The organism is Rhodopirellula sp. J20-39, from assembly GCF_057365095.1.
Genome location: NZ_CP195123.1, coordinates 4,918,216 through 4,937,961, shown reverse-complemented (window position 1 = coordinate 4,937,961; position 19,746 = coordinate 4,918,216). Strand labels below are relative to the sequence as shown.

Annotated in this window: 15 protein-coding genes; 8 read left to right on the top strand and 7 right to left on the bottom strand. The window is 54.9% G+C overall.

All coding sequences use genetic code 11. The annotated features are described in order from the left end of the window. The first annotated feature begins 5 nt into the window (after positions 1 to 5). The 3 genes from ACR3ZL_RS17820 (at position 6) to ACR3ZL_RS17810 (ending at position 6,791) form a co-directional block, all read left to right on the top strand. Positions 6 to 4,109 (top strand): FtsK/SpoIIIE domain-containing protein, encoded by a 4,104-nt coding sequence (locus ACR3ZL_RS17820; protein ID WP_473651763.1) that lies wholly within the window; start codon positions 6 to 8, stop codon positions 4,107 to 4,109. A 94-nt stretch (positions 4,110 to 4,203) separates the two neighbouring features. Continuing rightward, complete coding sequence (locus ACR3ZL_RS17815) at positions 4,204 to 5,208, top strand: endonuclease/exonuclease/phosphatase family protein (protein ID WP_473651764.1); 1,005 nt, start codon at positions 4,204 to 4,206, stop codon at positions 5,206 to 5,208. A gap of 59 nt (positions 5,209 to 5,267) precedes the next feature. Next, the gene (locus ACR3ZL_RS17810; protein WP_473651765.1) at positions 5,268 to 6,791 is read left to right on the top strand and encodes a hypothetical protein; all 1,524 of its coding nucleotides are present in this window, start codon (positions 5,268 to 5,270) and stop codon (positions 6,789 to 6,791) included. Positions 6,792 to 6,805: 14 nt separating this feature from the next. Here ACR3ZL_RS17810 and ACR3ZL_RS17805 read toward each other — a convergent pair whose 3' ends face one another. Next, positions 6,806 to 7,339, bottom strand: coding sequence for a hypothetical protein (locus ACR3ZL_RS17805; RefSeq protein WP_473651766.1), 534 nt, complete (start codon positions 7,337 to 7,339; stop codon positions 6,806 to 6,808). A 223-nt stretch (positions 7,340 to 7,562) separates the two neighbouring features. On the opposite strand from ACR3ZL_RS17805, the gene ACR3ZL_RS17800 reads away from it, so the two are divergent. From ACR3ZL_RS17800 to ACR3ZL_RS17790, 3 genes are all read left to right on the top strand, one after another. Beyond that, positions 7,563 to 8,777, top strand: coding sequence for a glycosyltransferase (locus tag ACR3ZL_RS17800; RefSeq protein WP_486172838.1), 1,215 nt, complete (start codon positions 7,563 to 7,565; stop codon positions 8,775 to 8,777). Between the two features lie 264 nt (positions 8,778 to 9,041). Further along, positions 9,042 to 10,097 carry a lipase family protein gene (locus tag ACR3ZL_RS17795; protein WP_473651768.1) on the top strand — a complete coding sequence of 352 codons (1,056 nt, stop codon included), beginning with the start codon at positions 9,042 to 9,044 and terminating at the stop codon, positions 10,095 to 10,097. Positions 10,098 to 10,128: 31 nt separating this feature from the next. Further along, a complete protein-coding gene (locus ACR3ZL_RS17790; protein WP_473651769.1) occupies positions 10,129 to 11,127 on the top strand; it encodes an AAA family ATPase in 999 nt (332 codons plus the stop codon). Between the two features lie 135 nt (positions 11,128 to 11,262). On the opposite strand, the gene efpL is transcribed toward ACR3ZL_RS17790, so the two are convergent. The 6 genes from efpL to ilvN form a co-directional block, all read right to left on the bottom strand. Further along, the gene (gene efpL / locus ACR3ZL_RS17785) at positions 11,263 to 11,826 is read right to left on the bottom strand and encodes an elongation factor P-like protein EfpL (RefSeq protein ID WP_473651770.1); all 564 of its coding nucleotides are present in this window, start codon (positions 11,824 to 11,826) and stop codon (positions 11,263 to 11,265) included. 253 nt (positions 11,827 to 12,079) lie between these two features. Beyond that, on the bottom strand, positions 12,080 to 12,451 hold the full coding sequence (locus tag ACR3ZL_RS17780; RefSeq protein WP_486172837.1) for a DUF2237 family protein: 372 nt from the start codon (positions 12,449 to 12,451) through the stop codon (positions 12,080 to 12,082). Positions 12,452 to 12,534: 83 nt separating this feature from the next. Then, the gene (locus tag ACR3ZL_RS17775) at positions 12,535 to 13,677 is read right to left on the bottom strand and encodes a Gfo/Idh/MocA family protein (protein ID WP_473651772.1); all 1,143 of its coding nucleotides are present in this window, start codon (positions 13,675 to 13,677) and stop codon (positions 12,535 to 12,537) included. A 33-nt stretch (positions 13,678 to 13,710) separates the two neighbouring features. Then, the gene (locus ACR3ZL_RS17770) at positions 13,711 to 15,570 is read right to left on the bottom strand and encodes a SpoIIE family protein phosphatase (protein ID WP_473653526.1); all 1,860 of its coding nucleotides are present in this window, start codon (positions 15,568 to 15,570) and stop codon (positions 13,711 to 13,713) included. Between the two features lie 215 nt (positions 15,571 to 15,785). Continuing rightward, positions 15,786 to 16,790 carry a ketol-acid reductoisomerase gene (gene ilvC, locus ACR3ZL_RS17765; protein WP_473651773.1) on the bottom strand — a complete coding sequence of 335 codons (1,005 nt, stop codon included), beginning with the start codon at positions 16,788 to 16,790 and terminating at the stop codon, positions 15,786 to 15,788. Positions 16,791 to 16,898: 108 nt separating this feature from the next. Continuing rightward, the gene (ilvN, locus tag ACR3ZL_RS17760) at positions 16,899 to 17,417 is read right to left on the bottom strand and encodes an acetolactate synthase small subunit (protein ID WP_473651774.1); all 519 of its coding nucleotides are present in this window, start codon (positions 17,415 to 17,417) and stop codon (positions 16,899 to 16,901) included. 474 nt (positions 17,418 to 17,891) lie between these two features. On the opposite strand from ilvN, the gene ACR3ZL_RS17755 reads away from it, so the two are divergent. Both ACR3ZL_RS17755 and ACR3ZL_RS17750 read left to right on the top strand, forming a co-directional pair. Then, positions 17,892 to 18,695, top strand: a complete 804-nt coding sequence (locus ACR3ZL_RS17755) for a segregation and condensation protein A (protein ID WP_473651775.1) — start codon at positions 17,892 to 17,894, stop codon at positions 18,693 to 18,695. A 211-nt stretch (positions 18,696 to 18,906) separates the two neighbouring features. Continuing rightward, entirely contained in the window at positions 18,907 to 19,746 is an 840-nt protein-coding gene (locus ACR3ZL_RS17750; protein WP_473651776.1) for an MBL fold metallo-hydrolase, read from the top strand.

The following is a 19,746-nucleotide window of genomic DNA, read 5'->3' as shown; positions in this document are numbered from 1 at the left end:
GTTCAATGAAAGATTCTGCCGTTTCACCTGTATTGTTGCTTTCGCCGGCCCGCCAGCGTCGTTTGATCGACGGGTTAATCAGCCGCGTGGCAGCTTCGCGCCATGAGCATACGCGATTGCTAGCTGAGCAGAACGCCCAGCACCAAGACATCGAACATGCTTTGGCCAGTCAATTGGCGGCCGTCAAACAAAACTGTTTGCAGGATCGGCAAAGCACGCTCCAGTATTGGGATCAAGCTCAAGAGGACGCGATCGCGGCGTACGAATCGGCAACGATGAAGACTCGCGACGGACTACGCCGAGTCGCCGGTAAATACCGTAAGCTGCGAAACGAACAAGAATCGGCGATTACAGGCAAAGTCGAAAAACGCGTCATCGCGATTGAAAACCAGTTCAATCAATACAAAGACCAGCCCAAGAAAAAGCTCGCGGTCGATGTGCGGCGACTGGATCAAATGGTCGCCGGTGGGGATACAGACCTGGAATGGGCCCGCCATTTGACGATGCGGCGGTTAAACCGATATTTGGAAGTGTCCCACCCGAAGGATCCTTTCGCAGAGTTTCAAGAAGTTGCACCGACGACGGTTAAAGAAGCTGAGGATTTAATCCAGCGTCAAAACCGCCGGCTCAAGAGTGCGACGAAGGAGATGCAGAAGGGGTTCGCATCCGCTGTTGTCGATTCGTTTTACCTGCCGGCCGCGGTAGCGGTATTCATCGCGATCTGGTCGATCACGGTTTTGGTGATGCAGTTGGACAACACACTGCTTTGGATGATTGGTTCGGTTCCCGCCGCCGGTGTGTTCGGGATGACGATTTATGGAGTGTTGTTGATTCCACTTCGGAAGATGACTCGTAAGTTGCATCCGTTAACCGAACGGATCCGTCACTCCGCTGAGGTGGCTGCCAAGATGGGTAAGAACATCTCTGCGAAAGCTTGTAAAGTTGCCGAGCATGAATTGGTTGAGCGACGTAAGGCACAACTTGCCGATGCGAAACGCTGGCAAACCAAGCAACTTGCCGAAGTCGACGAGAGAATCAAAGCGGCTCAGACCGCTGAACAAAACACTTTGGACACGCAGCTTGCAAGAGTTGAGTCGCAGTTCCGAACCGGGTTTGCGGAGCTTCAGAAGACGATGCGAAATCGTGCCGATGAGGTCGCTTCGACAATCTCGGAAACGCTTTCACAAACCGATACCGCTGCGGTCGAGAAGATCAACGCTTCGTTGCAAACGCATCGACACACGCTTTCGTCATTGGCCCATCGGTTAAACACGGGCTTGAAACGCGGCATGATGCGGATTGCGGCCGCCAATGATTTGACTCACTATCGGTTCCCACCCTGGCAAGAGATTCTGACCACGCCGCCGGATCCGCATGAGTCGATTGACTTTTTGCCCATTGGGCAGATCCGGTTGGGCAATCGGCTGAAGTCTCAATTCGATTCCGCGTTGGGGTATTCGCATGATGACGAGTCGCCTGATGAAGCTGATATTCTGGCATCGATGCAGGTCCCAGAATTCATGCCGTTGGCGATTCACCGCCGCCAGCATTCTGGGATGATTATCGAAACGCCTCCGGAGAAACTGGACGAGGCAATCGACATTGCGCACCAAGCCTTGTGGCGTCTGCTCAGCGGCGCGATGCCGGGGCGGGCGAAGGTGACCTTGATTGATCCTAATAGTCGGGGCCAGCATTTTGCGCCGTTCATGGCCTTGGCGGATCACGACCCACAACTAATTAACCATCGGGTTTGGACCACAGGGGAACAGATCACACAACGGCTAGCTGAATTAACGCATCACGTCGAGAACGTTGTTCAGGCAAGCCTGCGTGATCGGTTCAATCGCATCGAGGATTACAACGAGGTGGCTGGTTCGTTAGCGGAACCGTATCACGCCGTTGCTGCGGTGGGCTTCCCGAGCGGTTTGTCTCGCGAGTCGTACAACAATTTGATGTCGCTGATTCAAAGCGGTTCTCGCTGTGGCGTGTTTGTGGTCTTGGTCGTGGAACAGGGAACGACGTGGCCACCGGAAATGCCAGCGATTGAATCGGATAAGTTGATTCGAATCGTTTACGACGAAGAACACTCGCAAAAGCAGACTGTTGGCGCAAGCGAAAAACAAGAAATCGGCAGTTCGCACTGGCTTTGCAAAACCGCCGGATTGGATAACCTTGAATTTTGGCCTGCTCACGCACCACCGCCTGGCATTCGCGAAACGTTGGTGCGACGCATCGGCAAAGGCTCGTTAGAGTCGTCTCGCGTGGTCGTCAACCTGCAATCGTTGTTGCCCAATGAATCCATTCCCGACTCCGGTGCAACGGGAAGCACCGACGCTGGGATCGCGATCACGATTGGAAGCCAAGGTGCCGGTCGGACCCGTTCGCTGTTGCTGGGTGAAGGCGTCCGTCAGCACGTGTTGATTGCCGGTAAGACCGGTTCGGGAAAATCAACGCTGCTACACAGTATCATCACGGCGGGGGCAGCGCAGTACACGCCTGACCAACTGCAGTTCTATCTGCTCGACTTTAAAAAGGGTGTTGAGTTCAAGATTTACGCGGACAGCGGTTTGCCGCACGCGCGTGTCATTGGGATTGAAAGTGAACGCGAGTTCGGACGCAGTGTCCTGCAGCGGCTCGATGCCGAATTGACCACGCGAGGCGAAGCGTTTCGCGATGCCAGCGTGCAAGAACTCGGCGAGTTTCGAGCCAAGTGCCCTGACACGTTGATGCCGCGAATTATCTTGATTGTCGATGAATTTCAAGAATTGTTCACCCGTGACGATTCGCTAGCGGGAGATTGCACCGGCTTGTTGGACCGTTTGATTCGTCAAGGGCGATCTTTCGGGATCCACATTATCCTAAGCAGTCAGTCGCTTGCGGGCGCGAACAGCTTGCCGCGAGCCACCCTCGGTCAGATGGCTGTTCGGGTCGCTATGCAGTGCAGCGAGTCTGATGCCGCCTTGATTTTGTCAGACGACAACACGGCAGCCAAGTTGCTGAACCGTCCTGGCGAAGCAATCTACAACGATGCAAGCGGATTGATTGAGGGTAACCATCCCTTCCAGGTGGCTTGGTTAGCACCGGACGATCACGAGAACATGTTGCAAACGATTACCCAGCGCGATGTGTCGTTTGTCGAGCGTTTGGAATCGCCGATCATTTTCGAGGGCAACCGTCCAAGCCGGTTCACGGCGAAGTTGGCGCATGCCGCACTTGCATCGGCAACTACATCGGACAAGATCGCTGGATTGCTTGGCGAATCGGTCGAGCTAGGACCGCCGACGACTCTGCGGCTGCAGTCGGACACCGGTCGCAACGCCGTCTTGGTTTCGCCGCCGAAGATGCGGGTTGGAGTCGTGGGAACGTTTATCGCCTCGGCCCGAACGCATTCACCGGATTTGAAAATCGCATTGATGGATGGTTCCCGAGCAGATGACGGACCCTCGATCGCGGACTGGGTTCGCGATTGCCAAATTGATGCGGAAATCATTCGATCTCGTGATGCCGAAGCGAACATGATTTCACTGGCGGAAATTGTAGCCGCCCGTGTTGCAGTCGAGTCCGGAAAAGAACCTGAGTCAGCCGACGACGCGAAGCCAGATCCGTTTGCAGGAACATTTTCTCTCGACGATACCCCTGAAACGAACCAACCGGCCGAAGCCCAGCCCGAACCCGCTCTTAAACGAGCCGATGACGACGGGCGACCGTTCTTGTTGATCGTTGATGCGTTGGATCGTTTGCGAGATTTACGGCAAAGCGACACGATGGATTTCTCACTAGAAGCGAAGTCCAAACTTACCGGCAGTCAAGCGTTTCAAGCGGTGCTTCGAGATGGTCCCGCGGTTGGCGTGTTTGTCTTGGTCACGGTTCCGTCCGCTGAAGTCTTGTCACGTTGGTTGCCGCGGCAAAGCCAAAACGATTTGGAACTGCGATTGGTGGGACCCATCAATGCCGCCGATTCGTCGCTGTTGATCGATTCGCCAGCCGCATCCGAACTTTCTCCAGCCACGATGATTCTTTATGACGACGCAGACGGCCGCACGACGAAGTTCCGGATCTGTGACCCGCCCACGACTGTTGCGATCGAATCCCTTCATAGCAATTCGTAGCAAAGCGGTTTGCGGCTTGGCGTTGCTGACATTGTCCATGTTCAGCTTGAACGCACCGGCGGCGATAGGACAATCCATCGTCCGCGTTGCGTCAATGAATGTCTCCCTTTACGGCGAAAAGGCCGGTGAAGTAAAGCGTCAGCTGGCGACGGGATCGGATCCGAAGGCAATCAAGTTGGCCAAAGTGATCAATCACGCTCAGCCCGACATTTTGCTGCTATGCGAGATCGACCATGATTCCGATGGTTCCACCTTGGACGCTTTTGCGGACGGGTATTTGAATGGCGACTACCCACATCGTTGGTCGATCCCGACGAATACGGGAGAGCTTGCCGATATCGATCTCAATGGCGACGGACGGCGGTATCTTCCCGTCGATGCATGGGGCTTTGGTAAGTATCCCGGCCAATACGCGATGGCGGTCTTGTCGAAGTTTCCTATTGACCGAGATTCAATTCGTTCGTTTCAAAAGTTTCGCTGGTCGGACCTGCCCAACGCACTGCGACCGGTTGATCCCGCTACGGGCGAATCGTTCTATTCAGACGACGTTTGGAACTCGTTACGGCTTTCCAGTAAGAATCACGTCGACGTGCCGATTCGGGTGCAGGTCGGCGGCCATGCCCGAACGTTGCATCTGCTCGCCAGCCATCCGACACCGCCGGTGTTTGATGGAAAAGAAGACCGTAACGGAAAACGAAACCATGACGAGATCCGTTTCTGGAACGACTATATAACCGAACCTCAAGCTGCCCATCTCGTTGATGACTCCGGTGTAAAGGGTGGTTTGCCAAAGAACACCTCATTCGTGATCGCGGGCGATCTCAATTCGGATCCCTTGACCGGCGACAGTATTCGCTCGGCGATCGTTAACCTGATCTCACACGAACGCGTCAACGATGTTCAGCCTAAGAGTCAATCACACGGGATCGCGACAGCGTTGTTCGGCCGCCGTGAAGTTCGTGTCGACTACGTGCTGCCCTCTTCGGACTTGTCGATCGTAGATAGCAAAGTGGTTTGGCCAGCCGATGATCAAGAACTCAGTCAAGCGGTTCGGGCGACCGACCACCGGATGGTGTGGGTTGATATCTCGCTGCAGTAGTGGATGGAATCGCGTCTTCGTCCTGTTGTCTTCCCGTTTCCGCTGTGGCAGTTGGCTGAATGAATGAAATGCCAGAGCACGATCGGATCATCGATTGCTTTCCAGGTGAAAGCCGGTCGGCGGGATGGGGCTTGAGATGGGAGTGGGGTGCAGGCCTCGATCGCATTCAATACGGTCTGTTGGTCTTTGCAGCGATTTGCCAAGCCATCACGGTTGGGATCACTTGGCCGCTTTGGCAAACCCGTTCGATGCCGCCGAATCTGCCCACGGTCGACCTGCCACCGTTTTCGTTCGGTTGGTTGATGATCGTGTCGCTGGTGGCGACGTGTTGTCTTCCACGCCGTGGTTTGCTGTTGCACTGGATCGTCTTGCTGCTTGCGAGCTTCTTTGACCAGTTTCGACTACAGCCGCAGTTCTATGCGATTGCGGTATTGATGACGGCTTGTGTTTGGGATCGAGGTCGAGTGGGAACGCGGTGGCTGTTGGCGGCGATGTGGTTGTGGGCGGGACTTCACAAAGCGGTCTCACCAGATTGGTTCGGTCACGGGTTGCACTGGATGACCTCGCGGACGGACTGGAGTTTGAATTTAAACGATCAGGTTTTGGCGTGGGGGATCGCCCTGATTGAGATTGGGGTTGGGTTGTTAGCTTGCTTTCGTCCTCGCTGGGCGGCGGTGCCTTCCGCGGCGATGCACGCCGGCATCGTGGTGACATTATCGCCTTTGCTAATCAACTGGAATTCGAGCGTGATTCCCTGGAATCTCGCAACCGCGGTGATTGGTAGTTGGGTGATGTGGCAGTCCGTCGCTTGGAGGCCTCAAGCGAAATGGGAAATCGCCTTTGCTGCCGTGTGTTTGCTCAGCCCGTTCGGTTTCTACGTCGGCTGGGTAGACCATGGGTTTGCGAATGTTCTTTATTCAGGATCGCTTCCCCGTGGCCTGATCACGACGCGTGATGGAATTCACTCGATCCAAGGCTGGGGGAAGTTGGCGGTTCCGTTTCCTAATGAACATCGGACGCTGCGGATCTTTTTCGAGCAATATTCGCAACCCGGTGACAAATTGCATATTGCTGATCCACGCACTTTGATGGACGACGGCTATTTTGTCTTAGGCTCCGATCATCTCGCTCGTAAGATCGACGCCGATGCATTCTTTGCGGTGAAGTCTGATGACGACACATCGGGATCGCGATCGCATGAAGTAGCGGGGATCGGGCTGGATTCGCAGCGAGCGATTTTTGCGTTGCAGCAAGCCGGAGTGCGGATGGTGCGGCCGGCCTTGGATCAACCCGTCAACGCGGTTGCGTTCACGAAAGACAATTTTGACCCCGCGTTGCTGTTTCACTTGCCGCGTTTGCCAAACTTAAATCAGGTGCAGCTAGCGGGCACTTCAGTGCAGGATCAAGATCTTCAATGGCTCAGTGGCTTGAGACTTTTGACCGGCATCGGGCTGGACCAAACCAACATCACGGATGCGGGTCTGGTCCATCTTCAAGGGATGCCGTACTTGCAGTACATCGAACATGAAGGCACCGCGATCACGGCGGATGCCTTGAAGAAGATTCTAAGCGAACCGTTTTGATAGTTCGCCGTTTGCTACTTGCTAGCGAAATGCGTTTCGGTGTTCACGAATGGATTCGATTGAACCTTACCCGGAACGAACGACTTGGTCGTTGAAACGAGTTCGTTAGCGGCGTTTTGGTTGCCCGATTCGCTCGCGAGACCAGTTTGAACGGACGGGGAGTTCGAAACGCAAATGAATGGGTTTCCAACGGGACCGCCGTAGTTCCGCTGACGCATGCCCGACGAAGCCGCTTGACCTTGGTAGCTGCTAGGTGCGGATACCTGGGGTGGAGCAGCGTAGGGGCTGATTCCGTAAGGTCGGTAGTGCCGAGTGCCGTAGTAGACCGGTGGGCTAACCGAGAAATACGGTGGCGTGGGGACGCTGGAGCGGAATTGGGTACCGTAAGGCTGGTAGAAGCCGAATGGCTGGAAACCAAAACACTGGGCCTGGGCCGTCGATTCGTCGGCAACTGAGGCAAACACGACCATCCCAAGGACAGCGGCGATTTGCAGCGGGCGGCGGAAAGAACGGTGGGTCGATCGATTCGACAGTGGCAAGCGATTCATCTGGAGTCTGCTTTCCCCCATCGCGTTGATGAGGATGGAAACCGCTGGGCAAATCAGGCATCTTCGCTCGGAAGAACGCTGTCTGGCGCGGTTCAGGGGTTTCGATGGAAGTTAAACTGGATGTTTCCGATAGCGGATCAGCCAAAACACCCCCGTGTCGACTCCACGTTAGTTACCCCTCACAATCCTTGCAAACAGAACCAATGACACTTTGAGCAAATCTTTGTCTGAGTTTTCACCACATATATCCGACCGCTCCGGTAATCGTTCGGATGGCCAGGAGACGGGATCCCCCAATTCGGGCGATCCGAATTCCGCTGGCGAACGGGGGGGCTCGCCGTTGCGGATCGCGTGCATCATTCACTCGCTTGATGGTGGTGGTGCGGAGCGTGTGATGGCCGGACTGGCGACTCGGATGGTCGAACGAGGACACCAGGTCTCGCTGATCACTCTGGACGACGGCAAAACGGATCGGCATGCGGTGTCCGGTCGGGTTAAGCGTGTTCCGCTGCAGGTTCTTTCTACGGAACAGCGACCCGTTTCGCTTTGGAACCGACTGCGAACGATTCGGCGAACGATAGCCAGCGGTGACTACCAAGTGGTGTTGGCGTTTTGTGATTGGACGAATGTGTTGACCTTGTTGGCTACCGTCGGGTTGCCCAATTGTCCGCCGATCGTCATCAGCGAACGGAGTGATCCGGCTCGACAGTCGCTGGGGAAAATTCGCGAGTGGTTGAGACGCCGTGTTTACCGGCGGGCCGCGGCCGTGATCTGTTTGAGTTCAGACATTGCCCAAACGCTGAAACGATTGACGGGAGTTCATCCGATCGTGATCGGTTCGGCCGTCGAGGAGGTGGTACCCGTGCCGAGCCCACCTCATCGAGAAGGCGAACCGGTGCAGTTGATTGCGATGGGACGTCTTGAACGCGAAAAGGGGTTTGATCGGTTGCTACATGCTGTCGCTGGTTTGAAAGAGACGCAAGAGGTTCCGGATTGGCGGTTGAGAATTTTGGGTGACGGTGGGGAAGCAGAAAGTCTGCGGCAATTGGCCGTAGAGCTGGAAGTGTCGGATCGAGTTGAGTTTCTGGGTTGGGTGCATCCGGTTTGGAAATTGTTGCAGCAAAGTGATGTGTTTGTGTTGCCGAGTCGTTATGAGGGATTCCCGTCGGCGATGTTGGAAGCCATGGCTGCCGGCGTCGCGGTTGTCGCCGTTGATGTGGGCGGAAGTGTCCGTGATACCATCGACCACGGCCAGAATGGTTGGCTGGTCGCGAACCAAATTGAGTCATTGACCGAAGGCCTTGCCCACGTATTGATGGATCCAGAACTACGTCGGCGAATGGCGTCGCGCGGTCCCGAAACGGCGGGCCGGTTCAGTTGGCCGCGAATGATGGATGCCTATGAGGCTGTTCTTGTCGACGTTGTTAAATCTCGATGATGGAAGTTTGATGTTTAACGGAGGTTTTGATTTGCGAATCACGCGTTTGATAGATGCGAGAGATCGAATGGCTGTACCTCGTACGTCAATTTCTTTCGTCGTTTGAATCCTTCGCAATCTGACGTACCTCGCTGGCCAGTTCCAATCCGCTTGGCCAAATCCAACTGGACTGGCCGATTTCAACCCGCCCGGCCGTTTTCAACCCGCCTGGATGCCTCCATTCCGGTATGCGACAATTAGCTCAACTAAAGGAGTGATTTTGCCATGACCGATTCCGCCACGAATCCTGATCCATCTCAAGCTATTCGCACCGATTCGCATTCGTCCTCAGACGGGGCTGATGGGCAAGTGGATGCGGTGAGTTCATCAGGACCCGATACTCATGCCAATTCGGATGCTCATGCCAATCCTGGCGATCCTGCGAGCCCGGTAGGCTCTTATGATCAAGCGACGGGGGTCGTTCACGATAAAGACGAACGTCCGGTTGTCGTGCACAGCGAAGTCAGTGGTCCGATTTCGGACATGACGTTCTTGCAGAAGTCACTGTTGTTCGCCGAACTCGCGATGGTGGCCTACAACGACGAACGAGAAGCAACCGAAGCGGCTGGCTTGATCGGTTTTCCTGACGTGACGTTCTTTGACCATGACGGATCACAGGCTTTTCGATTTCGGAATGACTATGATACCGTGATCGCTTGCCGAGGAACGGAACCGAACGAATGGAACGACATTCGAGCGGATGCGAACGCAGCCGCGGTGTTGGCCGAAACCGCTGGCAAGGTTCACCGTGGATTTAAAACCGAGGTGGACGATTTGTGGCCAATGTTGGAAACGGCGCTGATCGATAATCAACAACCAGCCTGGTTTTGTGGTCATTCGCTGGGCGGAGCCATGGCCACAATTTGTGCGGGCCGGTGCTTTTTATCTCATATCAACAGCACGCCCAAAGCGTTGTTTACCTACGGCAGCCCCCGAGTGGGTGACCGTCGGTACATCAACTTTGTCCAACTCGACCACTATCGCTTCGTCAACAATAACGACATTGTGACACGAGTCCCGCCAGCCTGGATGGGGTATCGTCATTGCGGCCGCGAGGTCTACATCGATCGAAACGGCAAGTTGGGGCACATCAACGTCTTTTTGAAGAAGCGTGATCGCTGGCGAGGGTTTTTGAAGGGGCTGCGGCAATTCCGCATCGACCATTTTTCCGACCATCCGTTGCATCAGTACATCACGCCGATTTTGGAAGCTGCACGACAAGAGGAAGAAGCGTTGGGGCGTGGCGAAGAAGCCGTCGATCCGGCAGAATTAACCTACTGACTTTTCACCCGATTCCGTCCACGGAGTTCGAATGAGTTCCCCCAAGCCATCTTCCTCCGAATCCGATCCAGCCGCGAGCAACGATTCCGTTGCCTTGTTGGATGGTGTCGAGCTAAAGCTTGCTCATCCCTACCAAGTGCCCGGCGAATGGATTGGGCAAGGCGAAGTGCTCAAGCAACTCTTGGCGTGTTGGATCACGGTCGACGAAACGGACCTTCCGCTGACGCCCCGCTTGCTCGGATCGCCTGGCGTCGGCAAAACGCAATTGGCCATCGCAGCGGCTAAGCAACAAGGTTTGCCGCTGTATATCTACCAGTGCACGGCGGACACTCGTCCGGAAGACTTGTTGATTACACCGGTGCTCAGCCGCGGTGGTGACATTGCCTATCACGCGTCGCCGCTCGTTAGCGCGATGATTACCGGTGGCGTTTGTGTGCTGGATGAAGGCAACCGGATGAACGAGAAGTCGTGGGCCTCTTTGGCGCCGCTTTTCGACAACCGCCGGTATGTCGAGTCCATCGTGGCCGGGATCACGATTCCGGCTTCACCTGACTTTCGTGCTGCGGTGACGATGAACCAGGATGAGTCAACGTTTGAGATTCCGGATTACATCATGAGCCGGCTTCAGCCGACATTGCGTGTGGGGTTCCCGAACAAACAAGACGAGATGGCGATCCTGCAATACCATTTGCCATTTGCTGAACCAGAGATGCTGGCTTTAACGGTTGATTTCCTGCAGCACTCGCACGAGTTAAAGTTGGATTTTTCGCCACGGGATGGCATCAACTTATTGCGTTTCGCAATCAAACGGCTTGCGCAAGATCCGGATCATCCGGTCGCTCAGGAAGACGCTTGGCAAGAGGCACTGGAAAAGTGTCTTGGCGACGAGGCGCTCGACCTTGACTCGCTTGCCGAACGTCGACGTCGAACGCTGGGTGGCGATTCGGTTCCGCTGGGGCTGGCCGATTTGTTCTTCGATCCCGATGACCCGCTTCATCCCGATCGCGATGACGATGATGACGACGACTGAGTCGCGGTAACCCATGGCTGAATGGTCAGGGGTTACAAACAGCATTAGGATTCCAAATCAAGGAAGCCTCTGAAAGACAAAAAGCGATTTGCAAACAGTATCTGCAAATCGCTTTTCTGGTGTTGTGTGATACGGCTACGCTCGCGACAGGAAGTCGCCGGTACGGGTGTCAATCTTGAGACGCTCGCCTTCTTTGATGTATTCAGGCACCTGCACCACCAAACCGGTTTCCAGCGTCGCGGGCTTGGTACGTGATGTGGCGGAATTGCCTTTGACGCCTGGATCGCACTGGGTAATTGCGAGTTCGACACTGGCGGGTAATTCCAGGCCCACGCACGCGTCGTTGTAGATCATCGCTCGCATGCCTTCGAGGCCTTCGGTGATGTACCCGACTTGTTCTTCGACGTCTTCCAGCGGTAGTTCGTACTGCTGGAAATCTTCTTTGTCCATCAAGAACATGTGAGTTGCATCGGTGTACATCAGTTGGACATCCCGTCGTACGAAGTCGGCTTCGTTTAGGATGTCGGTGCCCTTCATCGTGATGTCCACCTTGTTCTTGGTGACCACGTTGCGGGCTCGAAACTTGTAGAGTGTTGCGGCACCGCGAGCGGATGGCGATTGCACAGAGATTCCCTGGATCATCACAGGGTTGCCATCGTGTACGACTACGGTTCCGGTCTTGATATCTTTGGCTAGCATGCGTGGGGCGGTTGGTGAGGCAAAAGGAGACGAATGGAAAATGAACGGGCGAATTCTCGCCTCCGTGATTCCCATTCGTCAAGCTGGTGCTTTTTTACCGCCGCAGGACCGGGTGTTGTGCAGCATGGGACAGCCAAAACGTCGCCATCTTTTACGTTGGCTTGGCTAACGCTACCCGCCGGTGAGGTGGGACCATACGTTAACGATTTGACGTGTCTCAAGGCACCAACGAGTTCCGCGGAGCGACAAACCGCTAGTCCAGAGCGTGAGCTTGCAGTTCTTCCAGGTTGGCAAATTCCAACGCCGAGATATGAGTCGCTTCGAGATTGACTTGCGGAGCTTTGCCAGCGTCGTAAGCCTCTTTCCATCGCGCCGCGCATAGACACCAGCGGTCACCGGGTTGCAGGCCAGGGAATTGATACATCGGCATGGGTGTGCTGAGGTCGTTTCCTCGGGAGCGGCTGAATTCAAGGAACTCCGCTGTTGCCTCGATGCAGACAACGTGCAATCCAACATCTTGGCCGCCGGTGTTACAGCAGCCGTCACGATAAAAACCTGTCATCGGGCTGGTGCTGCATGTTTGCAGCGGGGTGCCGAGAACGTTCTTGGCATTGGATGAGGTCATGGTTGATTTCTTGGGGTTCGGTGATCGAGGCGTCTGACATTCGCGCTGTCAACGACAGGAACGACGACGGGGGATGAGGAACTTTAGGCGTCTAGCGACACCCAGTTGCCGAACTCGATATCACTGCGGCGCAGAGCGTCCAGGACACGCTGAGTCTTCAAGGCGATGTCAGCGGCGTGAACGCTTCCAGGGGCGATGTGATGTGAGTTCTGTAGGACGTCAGTAGCGAAGTTTCGGAACATGCGAACTTCTTGTGAGTCGGCCTCGCCGCTAGCGTGTTCTTTCACGGCGTGAGACGTCGAATGTCGCCCAAAGTTCCAACGACAGTTATCGACTTGAAGATCGTGAGTTTGAACTTGCCACTTCACTTCGGCATCAACAAACGGCAACACGAAGTCGTCCAGTGCGATGTAGCCGCGTTCACCGGTAAGCGTTGCTGTTTGCTGCGATGCACTAAGGAACGAGCAAAAGAACCCAGCCGTGACATCGTTTTCAAAACGCAGTTCGCCCTGGAACTCACTAGGCACTCGGCCTTCATCCAACGTCGCTGTCGAGCGACCTGACACGGCGATGGGCATTTGAAACTTATTGGCCCACAAGCTCATGCGAATGCAATACCAGCCGAGGTCGCCCAAGCAACCGTGAGGTTCTAGTTCGGCGTTGGCACGGATGTTGGATTGTTCGAATGACTCGCCGCCGCAAAACGAGAAATGTGTTTGGATGCGGCGAAGTCGACCAAACCGATGTTCGTCGTCCATGGAATGCCGCATCTCAGTCAGCCGCGATGAGTGATCGAACATCACCCCGTCCATGAATCCGACGCCGGCATCGCGGCAAGCCTGGATCATTTCCTGGGCATCATCCCCGTGGACGGCGACTGGCTTTTCACAAATGACATGCTTGCCAGCCTTTGCCGCCGCGATGACCCATTGTTTGCGAAGTGCAGTGGGAAGGGCGATGTAGACCGCGTCGATGTCGTCGCGTTGTAGAAGTTCTTCGTAACTGCCAACGGCAACCGGACGGGTCAGCGTGGCTTCCTCGTCGGAGTTGAAAACGACGGGTGGGCATTCGAGCGAGCAGTCATGAATGAAAGCTTCGGCACGCTCAATATCGCGACTCGCGACGGCCCCCACCACACTGTTGCCGCTCATTCGAACGGCTTTCCAATTCTTGCGGGCGATCTGTGCTGCACCGAGGAATCCCCAGCGGCAAATTGATTTGGTCATCCGATTGGTTCTCTGCTACGGGGCGATTGGGGGTCACTCGAACGTGTCTTCGGTCTCTTCTTTCTGCTCGATTTCGTGAGTGTCAGACAAGCTCGACAAGTTTTCTCGCGTTTTGTCGAAGTCCACGTCGACGGTCTCGTTGGAGTTGGGCCGGCGTAGTTTGCCTGCGGTCCGTTCGATCACGACCATGCACATGTCGTCGAATTGGTCGGCGGTCCCAATGTGTTGATAGGCGTCATGCACAATGCGCTCTTTCACGAGCACAGCAGCGCAGTCGTCGACGCCGGGCATCGCGATGGTTGTTTGAACGATCTCACGAAGTGGGTCGGTACCCCATTCTTCGTCGTTCTCGTCCATGGCTTCATTCACACCATCGGTGTACATGACGGCTAGGTCACCTTCTTCGAATGAACAAGTGGTGACTTCGTAGGACATACCCTCGTCGATTGCAATCGGCAGTCCCGACTCTTCTTCGCCAGGTTCGTCGATAGAGCCATCTTTGGCGCGGCGGACGATCGGAGGCATGTGTCCCGCGTTGACGATCGAAATTTTGTCCGTGTTTGGATCGATGACGACCAACAAGTAGGTCACAAAACGCTCGACACCCAAACGGCTCATTGAATCGTTCAGTCGTTCGACGGCTTTGGCCAAATCCGGCTCACTGGCGAGGCAAAACCGCGTTTCCGCCGCCAGTTTCGCCATGTACATCGCCGCCGCGACTCCGTGCCCAACAACGTCGGCAACCACAACCGCGACTCGATCATCGGGCAGTTCGACATAGTCGAAATAATCGCCACCGATATGGTGGGCTGCCTTGTAAAAACTTTCCAAGCGATACGTTGGTACGTCCGGCGGCGTCGATGGCAAAAATGCTTGCTGCACCTCGGTGGCTAGCTTTAAGTCGACTTCCACCTCTTTTTGCCGGAGCGATTGTTCGTGCAAACGAGCGTTATTGATCACCACGCTTGCTTGGGCAGCAACGCCGGTTAGCAAGTCGATGTCCTCGTCACGGAATTGCCCGCGGCCTTGTGTCGAGTCGATCTGCAACGCACCGATCGCGTTGCCGTCGCCGTCATGCAGCGGAGCGCACATCATCGAACGGATAGAAAAGTCCGCGATGGATTCGCTGCTATCGAAACGACTGTCGTCCATCGCGTCGAGCGATAGGATCGTTTCACTGCTTTCCATCGTTTTGCGAATGATGGTCCGACTGATTCGTACGGTTTCGGTTTCGTCGACCTTCTTGCGGGTCTTTACCCATCGCGGCACCAATGTGCCATCCGGCGTTTCCATGACGACGAAGCCACGGTCGGCCGAAGGGAAGACCTCGAACAATCCGGCCAGCACTTTGGGAAGCACTTCGTCGAGACTAATCGCACCGGTCAGATTTCGATTGATCGCAATCAAGGCCGCCAATTTCGCCTCGGGCGTGGCGGTCATTTTCAGACCATCGTCACTGCTGCGAAATTCAACTTTGGAACTGGAGACGACCTGAGCTTCGGCGTCGTCGACCATTTGGATACCGAAATTCGAGCCCTCAAAGCTCATTTCGTTAGTTCCACGCGCGAACTCGGGGACCGTGGCTTCATCGGTCGCGCTGGGATCTTTTTCGTGGTAGACCAGTTCCACTTCGCTAATGCGGACCCGATCGCCGGGAACCAGTTTGTGGGCTCGGGTTAAGAGTTGGCCGTTGACAAAGGTGCCATTGCGGCTGCCGAGGTCTTCGATGGTCCAATTCTTCTCACGCCCGATCAGCTTGGCGTGATATCGACTGACAGCGCCGGCGTCGACCACGATGTCGCACTCTGGATGACGCCCGATCCGCATTTCATCGCGGTCGAGCTGAAATGAGTCCGAAGGGGTGCCGCTAACTGTAGTGGTGACGTATGCCATGGCTTTTCCCAATCCAGTGCGATTTCGCATGAGTGCCCCAAGCTATTGAGACATGATTGTTCAATATTGTAGCCGCACTCGCCAGAGTTCGAATCGTGTCGTGGTTTCGAAAAATGGGCGACCGGGATGCGGTCGCCCATCTTCAAAGTGCTTGTTCAAAGCACTCGACAAAATTTCAGTCAGTCATGAAACAGCAGGAAGTTTCACCGTAAGGCTTAAACTTCTTTTTCGTCGATCCAGCTCATCATGCGGCGAAGGCCCATGCCGACTTGCTCAACTTCGTGAGTTTGCTCGCGACGACGGGTTGCCTTGAAGAATGGAGCACCCGCACGGTTTTCGCTGATCCACTTGCGAGCGAACTCGCCGCACTGGATTTCATTAAGGATCTTCTTCATTTCCAACTTGGTTTCCGGCGTGATGATACGCGGGCCAGAAACGTAGTCGCCGTACTCGGCAGTGTTACTGATGCTGTAACGCATGTAGCTGAGGCCACCTTGGTAAAGCAGGTCGACGATCAACTTCAATTCATGCATGCACTCGAAGTAGGCCATTTCAGGTTGGTAGCCAGCTTCGACAAGCGTTTCGAAACCAGCCTTAACCAGTTCGCTAACGCCACCGCAAAGCACAACTTGTTCGCCGAACAAGTCCGTTTCGGTTTCTTCCGCGAAGGTGGTTTCGATCACGCCACCACGGGTTCCGCCGATTCCCTTTGCGTATGCCAAGCCGATTTGCTTGGTGCTTTCCGAGGCTCCTTCGCCCAACGCGATCAAGCTAGGAACGCCGCCACCCTTTTCGTACTCGCTGCGAACCAAGTGGCCAGGGCCCTTAGGTGCGACCAAGAGAGTGTCGATGCCCTTAGGTGGCTCGATTTGGCCGAAGTGAATGTTGAAGCCGTGTGAGCACATCAACACGTTACCCGGCGACAGGTTGTCGCGAATGTGATCGCGGTAGATGTCACCTTGAACTTCATCTGGAAGCAAGATGTTGATCACGTCAGCAGCCTTAGTGGCTTCGGCGATCGTCATAGGCTTGAAGCCGTGCGAAACAGCAAGGTCGTAGTTTGCACTGCCTGGTCGCTGACCGATGATGACTTCACAACCGCTGTCACGAAGGTTTTGCGCTTGAGCGTGGCCTTGCGAACCGTAGCCCAGGATTGCGACCTTTTTACCCTTCAAGTGTGAGAGATCGGCGTCGTTGTCGTAGTAAATGGTTGCGGCCATCGTTTTCAAAACCTTGTGAAGTTCGGACAGTTTGTCAGGTGATAGGGAGGGTGGGGTGCCGCACTTTGCGACGAGGTGGCTCACGCGTGAGCAGTCTGTTTCGTTTTCTTACTCGTTGGCGTTATCGTCCAAGCAACCGCTACGAACCATGGCGATTCGTCCGGTACGAGCGAGTTCGGTGATGCCATAAGGGCGGACACGTTCGATGAACGCTTGGACCTTGTTTTCACGACCGCTGATTTCGATCATGACTTCTTCTGGACCCACATCGACGATTTGGCCGCGGAAAATATCGACCAATTCTCGGATCTCGGCGCGAACGCTGCCTGCCGGTGCGGCGACCTTCAACAACAATAGATCTCGTTCGACGAAATCATTGGAGCTGATATCGAGAACTCGAACGACCGTAACGATCTTTTCGAGTTGCTTGCGAACCTGTTCCAGAACACTGTCATCGCCGACGACCACAAAGGTCATCCGCGAGAGCTTCGGGTCTTCGGTTTCGCCAACCGCCAGAGAATCGATGTTGAAACCACGCGAAGCGAGCATTCCAGAAACGTGAGCCAACACGCCGGGCACGTTTTGAACGAGTGCGGAGAGCAAGTGGCGGTAAATAGTGTTGGGCATGACGCAAAATGCAGCCGTCGGGCTGCCGAGGGAGGGTTCGGGTCGCGATCCAGGGGCAGGCATGATAATTTTGAGGCGGTACGCTGCCAAGGGCTGCGCTTTTTTCGTTGCCTTTTCAGCATTTCGACGCGTTTGGACCGGCGAAAACGGGATGATGGCGCGTTCCCCGGCTGTCCCAACGGTCGCTGGTGGAGCAGTTTGTTGACATTTGGTGGATTTTCTAGCGAGAACAAAATCGACGTTTTCGAATTGAAGTCCGTTTATTGTCGATTGCCGTGAGGTCGCCGGTCTGAGCAAGTTTGCCGATCGTTGCGAGTTTGTCGGCGAGTTGTCCGGCGATGTCAGTTTTCGGCCCGATCGCGATCGTTCCTCAGCTTCACCTTTGAGTAGTTTTACCTTCCAATCAATCCGGCTCTTCCAATCGGGCTTTTCACTGAGCCCACCCGATCGGGCCAACCTTCCACGAGCAATGACATGAACTTTCGAATTGATTTGCCCGCCTATCGAGGTCCGATCGACTTGTTGCTGTATCTGGTGCGGCGTCAGGAAGTGTCTTTGACCGAAATGTCGCTGTCCAAGGTGGTCGAGCAGTATGTCGAGCATCTCGACGTGCTGCAGGAACTCGATTTGGGCGAGGTCGGTGATTTTGTGGAATTGGCGACCACGCTGGTGGAGATGAAGAGCCAGGCCGTTTTGCCCAAAATTGAAGACGATGTAGAAGAAGAGGTGATCGAGGAAACTCACGATTCCTTGGTGCAGCGACTGCTTCAGTACAAGGAAATTCGCGATGCAGCTTCCGTGCTCGACGAGATGTCTTCACGTTGGCAAACGCGGTTTGAGCGGTTGGCTGACGATTTGCCCACACGGCGAAACGATCCTGCCGATCAGCCCATCGTCGAACTCGAGATATGGGATTTGGTCAGCGCCTTCGGGCGGATCATGCGTGAATCAGCGGGACCGCCGCCGACCGAGGTGATCTACGATGACACACCCATCCACGTTTACATGCAGCGGATTCACCATAAGTTGGCCGATAAGCCTCGCGTGGAATTGATCGATTTGGTGGAGCCCGGGCAGCACAAGTCGGCCTACATCGGTTGGTTTTTGGCGATGCTGGAATTGACTCGCCACCACGGCGCTGCGGTTTCAGAAAATGACAATGGGGATATCGAAGTGGTACGCACCGAAGGGTATCGTGCGGAATTGGACGTCAACGAGGTCGACAATTACGCCAGCCAAGCGATCGAGAAAAGCAACATGCCGATTCGGATGAGATAACAATCGCTTGCCCGTGCTTATCCCGAGGGCAATCAACGGTTTCGGGTTTCCCGATCGATTCAAATTTTTGAAGCCCCTGCCGTTCGCTTTCAACTACGCACTTCTATTCGATAGCGAAGTCGTTTGTCCATTTGGCCGCTGAGTTTGTGGCGGTCGAGACGTAATTCTTCGCCACACAACCTTCACTACTACCTGACTCTCGCTCTCACTTATGGTTGAAAACGTTCCAGTTGCTTCTCACGTCCACGATGGATTGACCATCGAAGGCTATTCACGCGCGGCGGTGCAGACGTGTTGGCGAGTGAATGAGTTGAAGCTGCTTTTTGATGTCGGCGTTCAGCCATGGGATTTTATGGGCACGTCGACCATGTTCATCTCCCACGCCCACCTCGACCACATTGCCGCCTTGCCGGCGTACGTGTCACGGCGCCGGATGATGAAGATGGATCCGCCAGTGATCTATATGCCGGATTCCGCTGTCGATACCGCGTGGAAGATGCTGCAAACGTTCCGCTCGCTCGATCGTGGTGCCATGCCGTGCGAACTGGTGGGGTTGCTGGGTGGCGACGAAACCAAGATCGGAAGAGAAATCGTCGTCAAGTCAGTCGATGTGAAGCACACCATCGATGCGTTGGGGTTCATCGTCTATCAGCGACGGATGAAGTTGAAGCCTGAGTATTTGGAATTGTCGGGCGAGCAGATTCGGGATCTGAAGGCTTCGGGCACGGAAATTACCAACGAGGTTCGTATTCCTATTTTCGCGTATACCGGCGACACCGCTCCCCAGGGACTCGACAACAACCCTGAGTTCTATGACGCCAAGATTCTGATCAGCGAATTGACGTTCGCCGCGCCGGAGCATCGTCGGGAAAAGATTCACAAACACGGTCATATGCACGTTGACGATTACAGAGAACGCCAAGATCGATTCAACAACGAATTGATCATCGGTTCGCATGCGAGCACGCGTTATACCGACCCGCAAATCAAGCGTTTCGTCAAGAAGACTCTGCCCACGCTGCTAGACGATCGCCTAAAGCTATGGCTATAG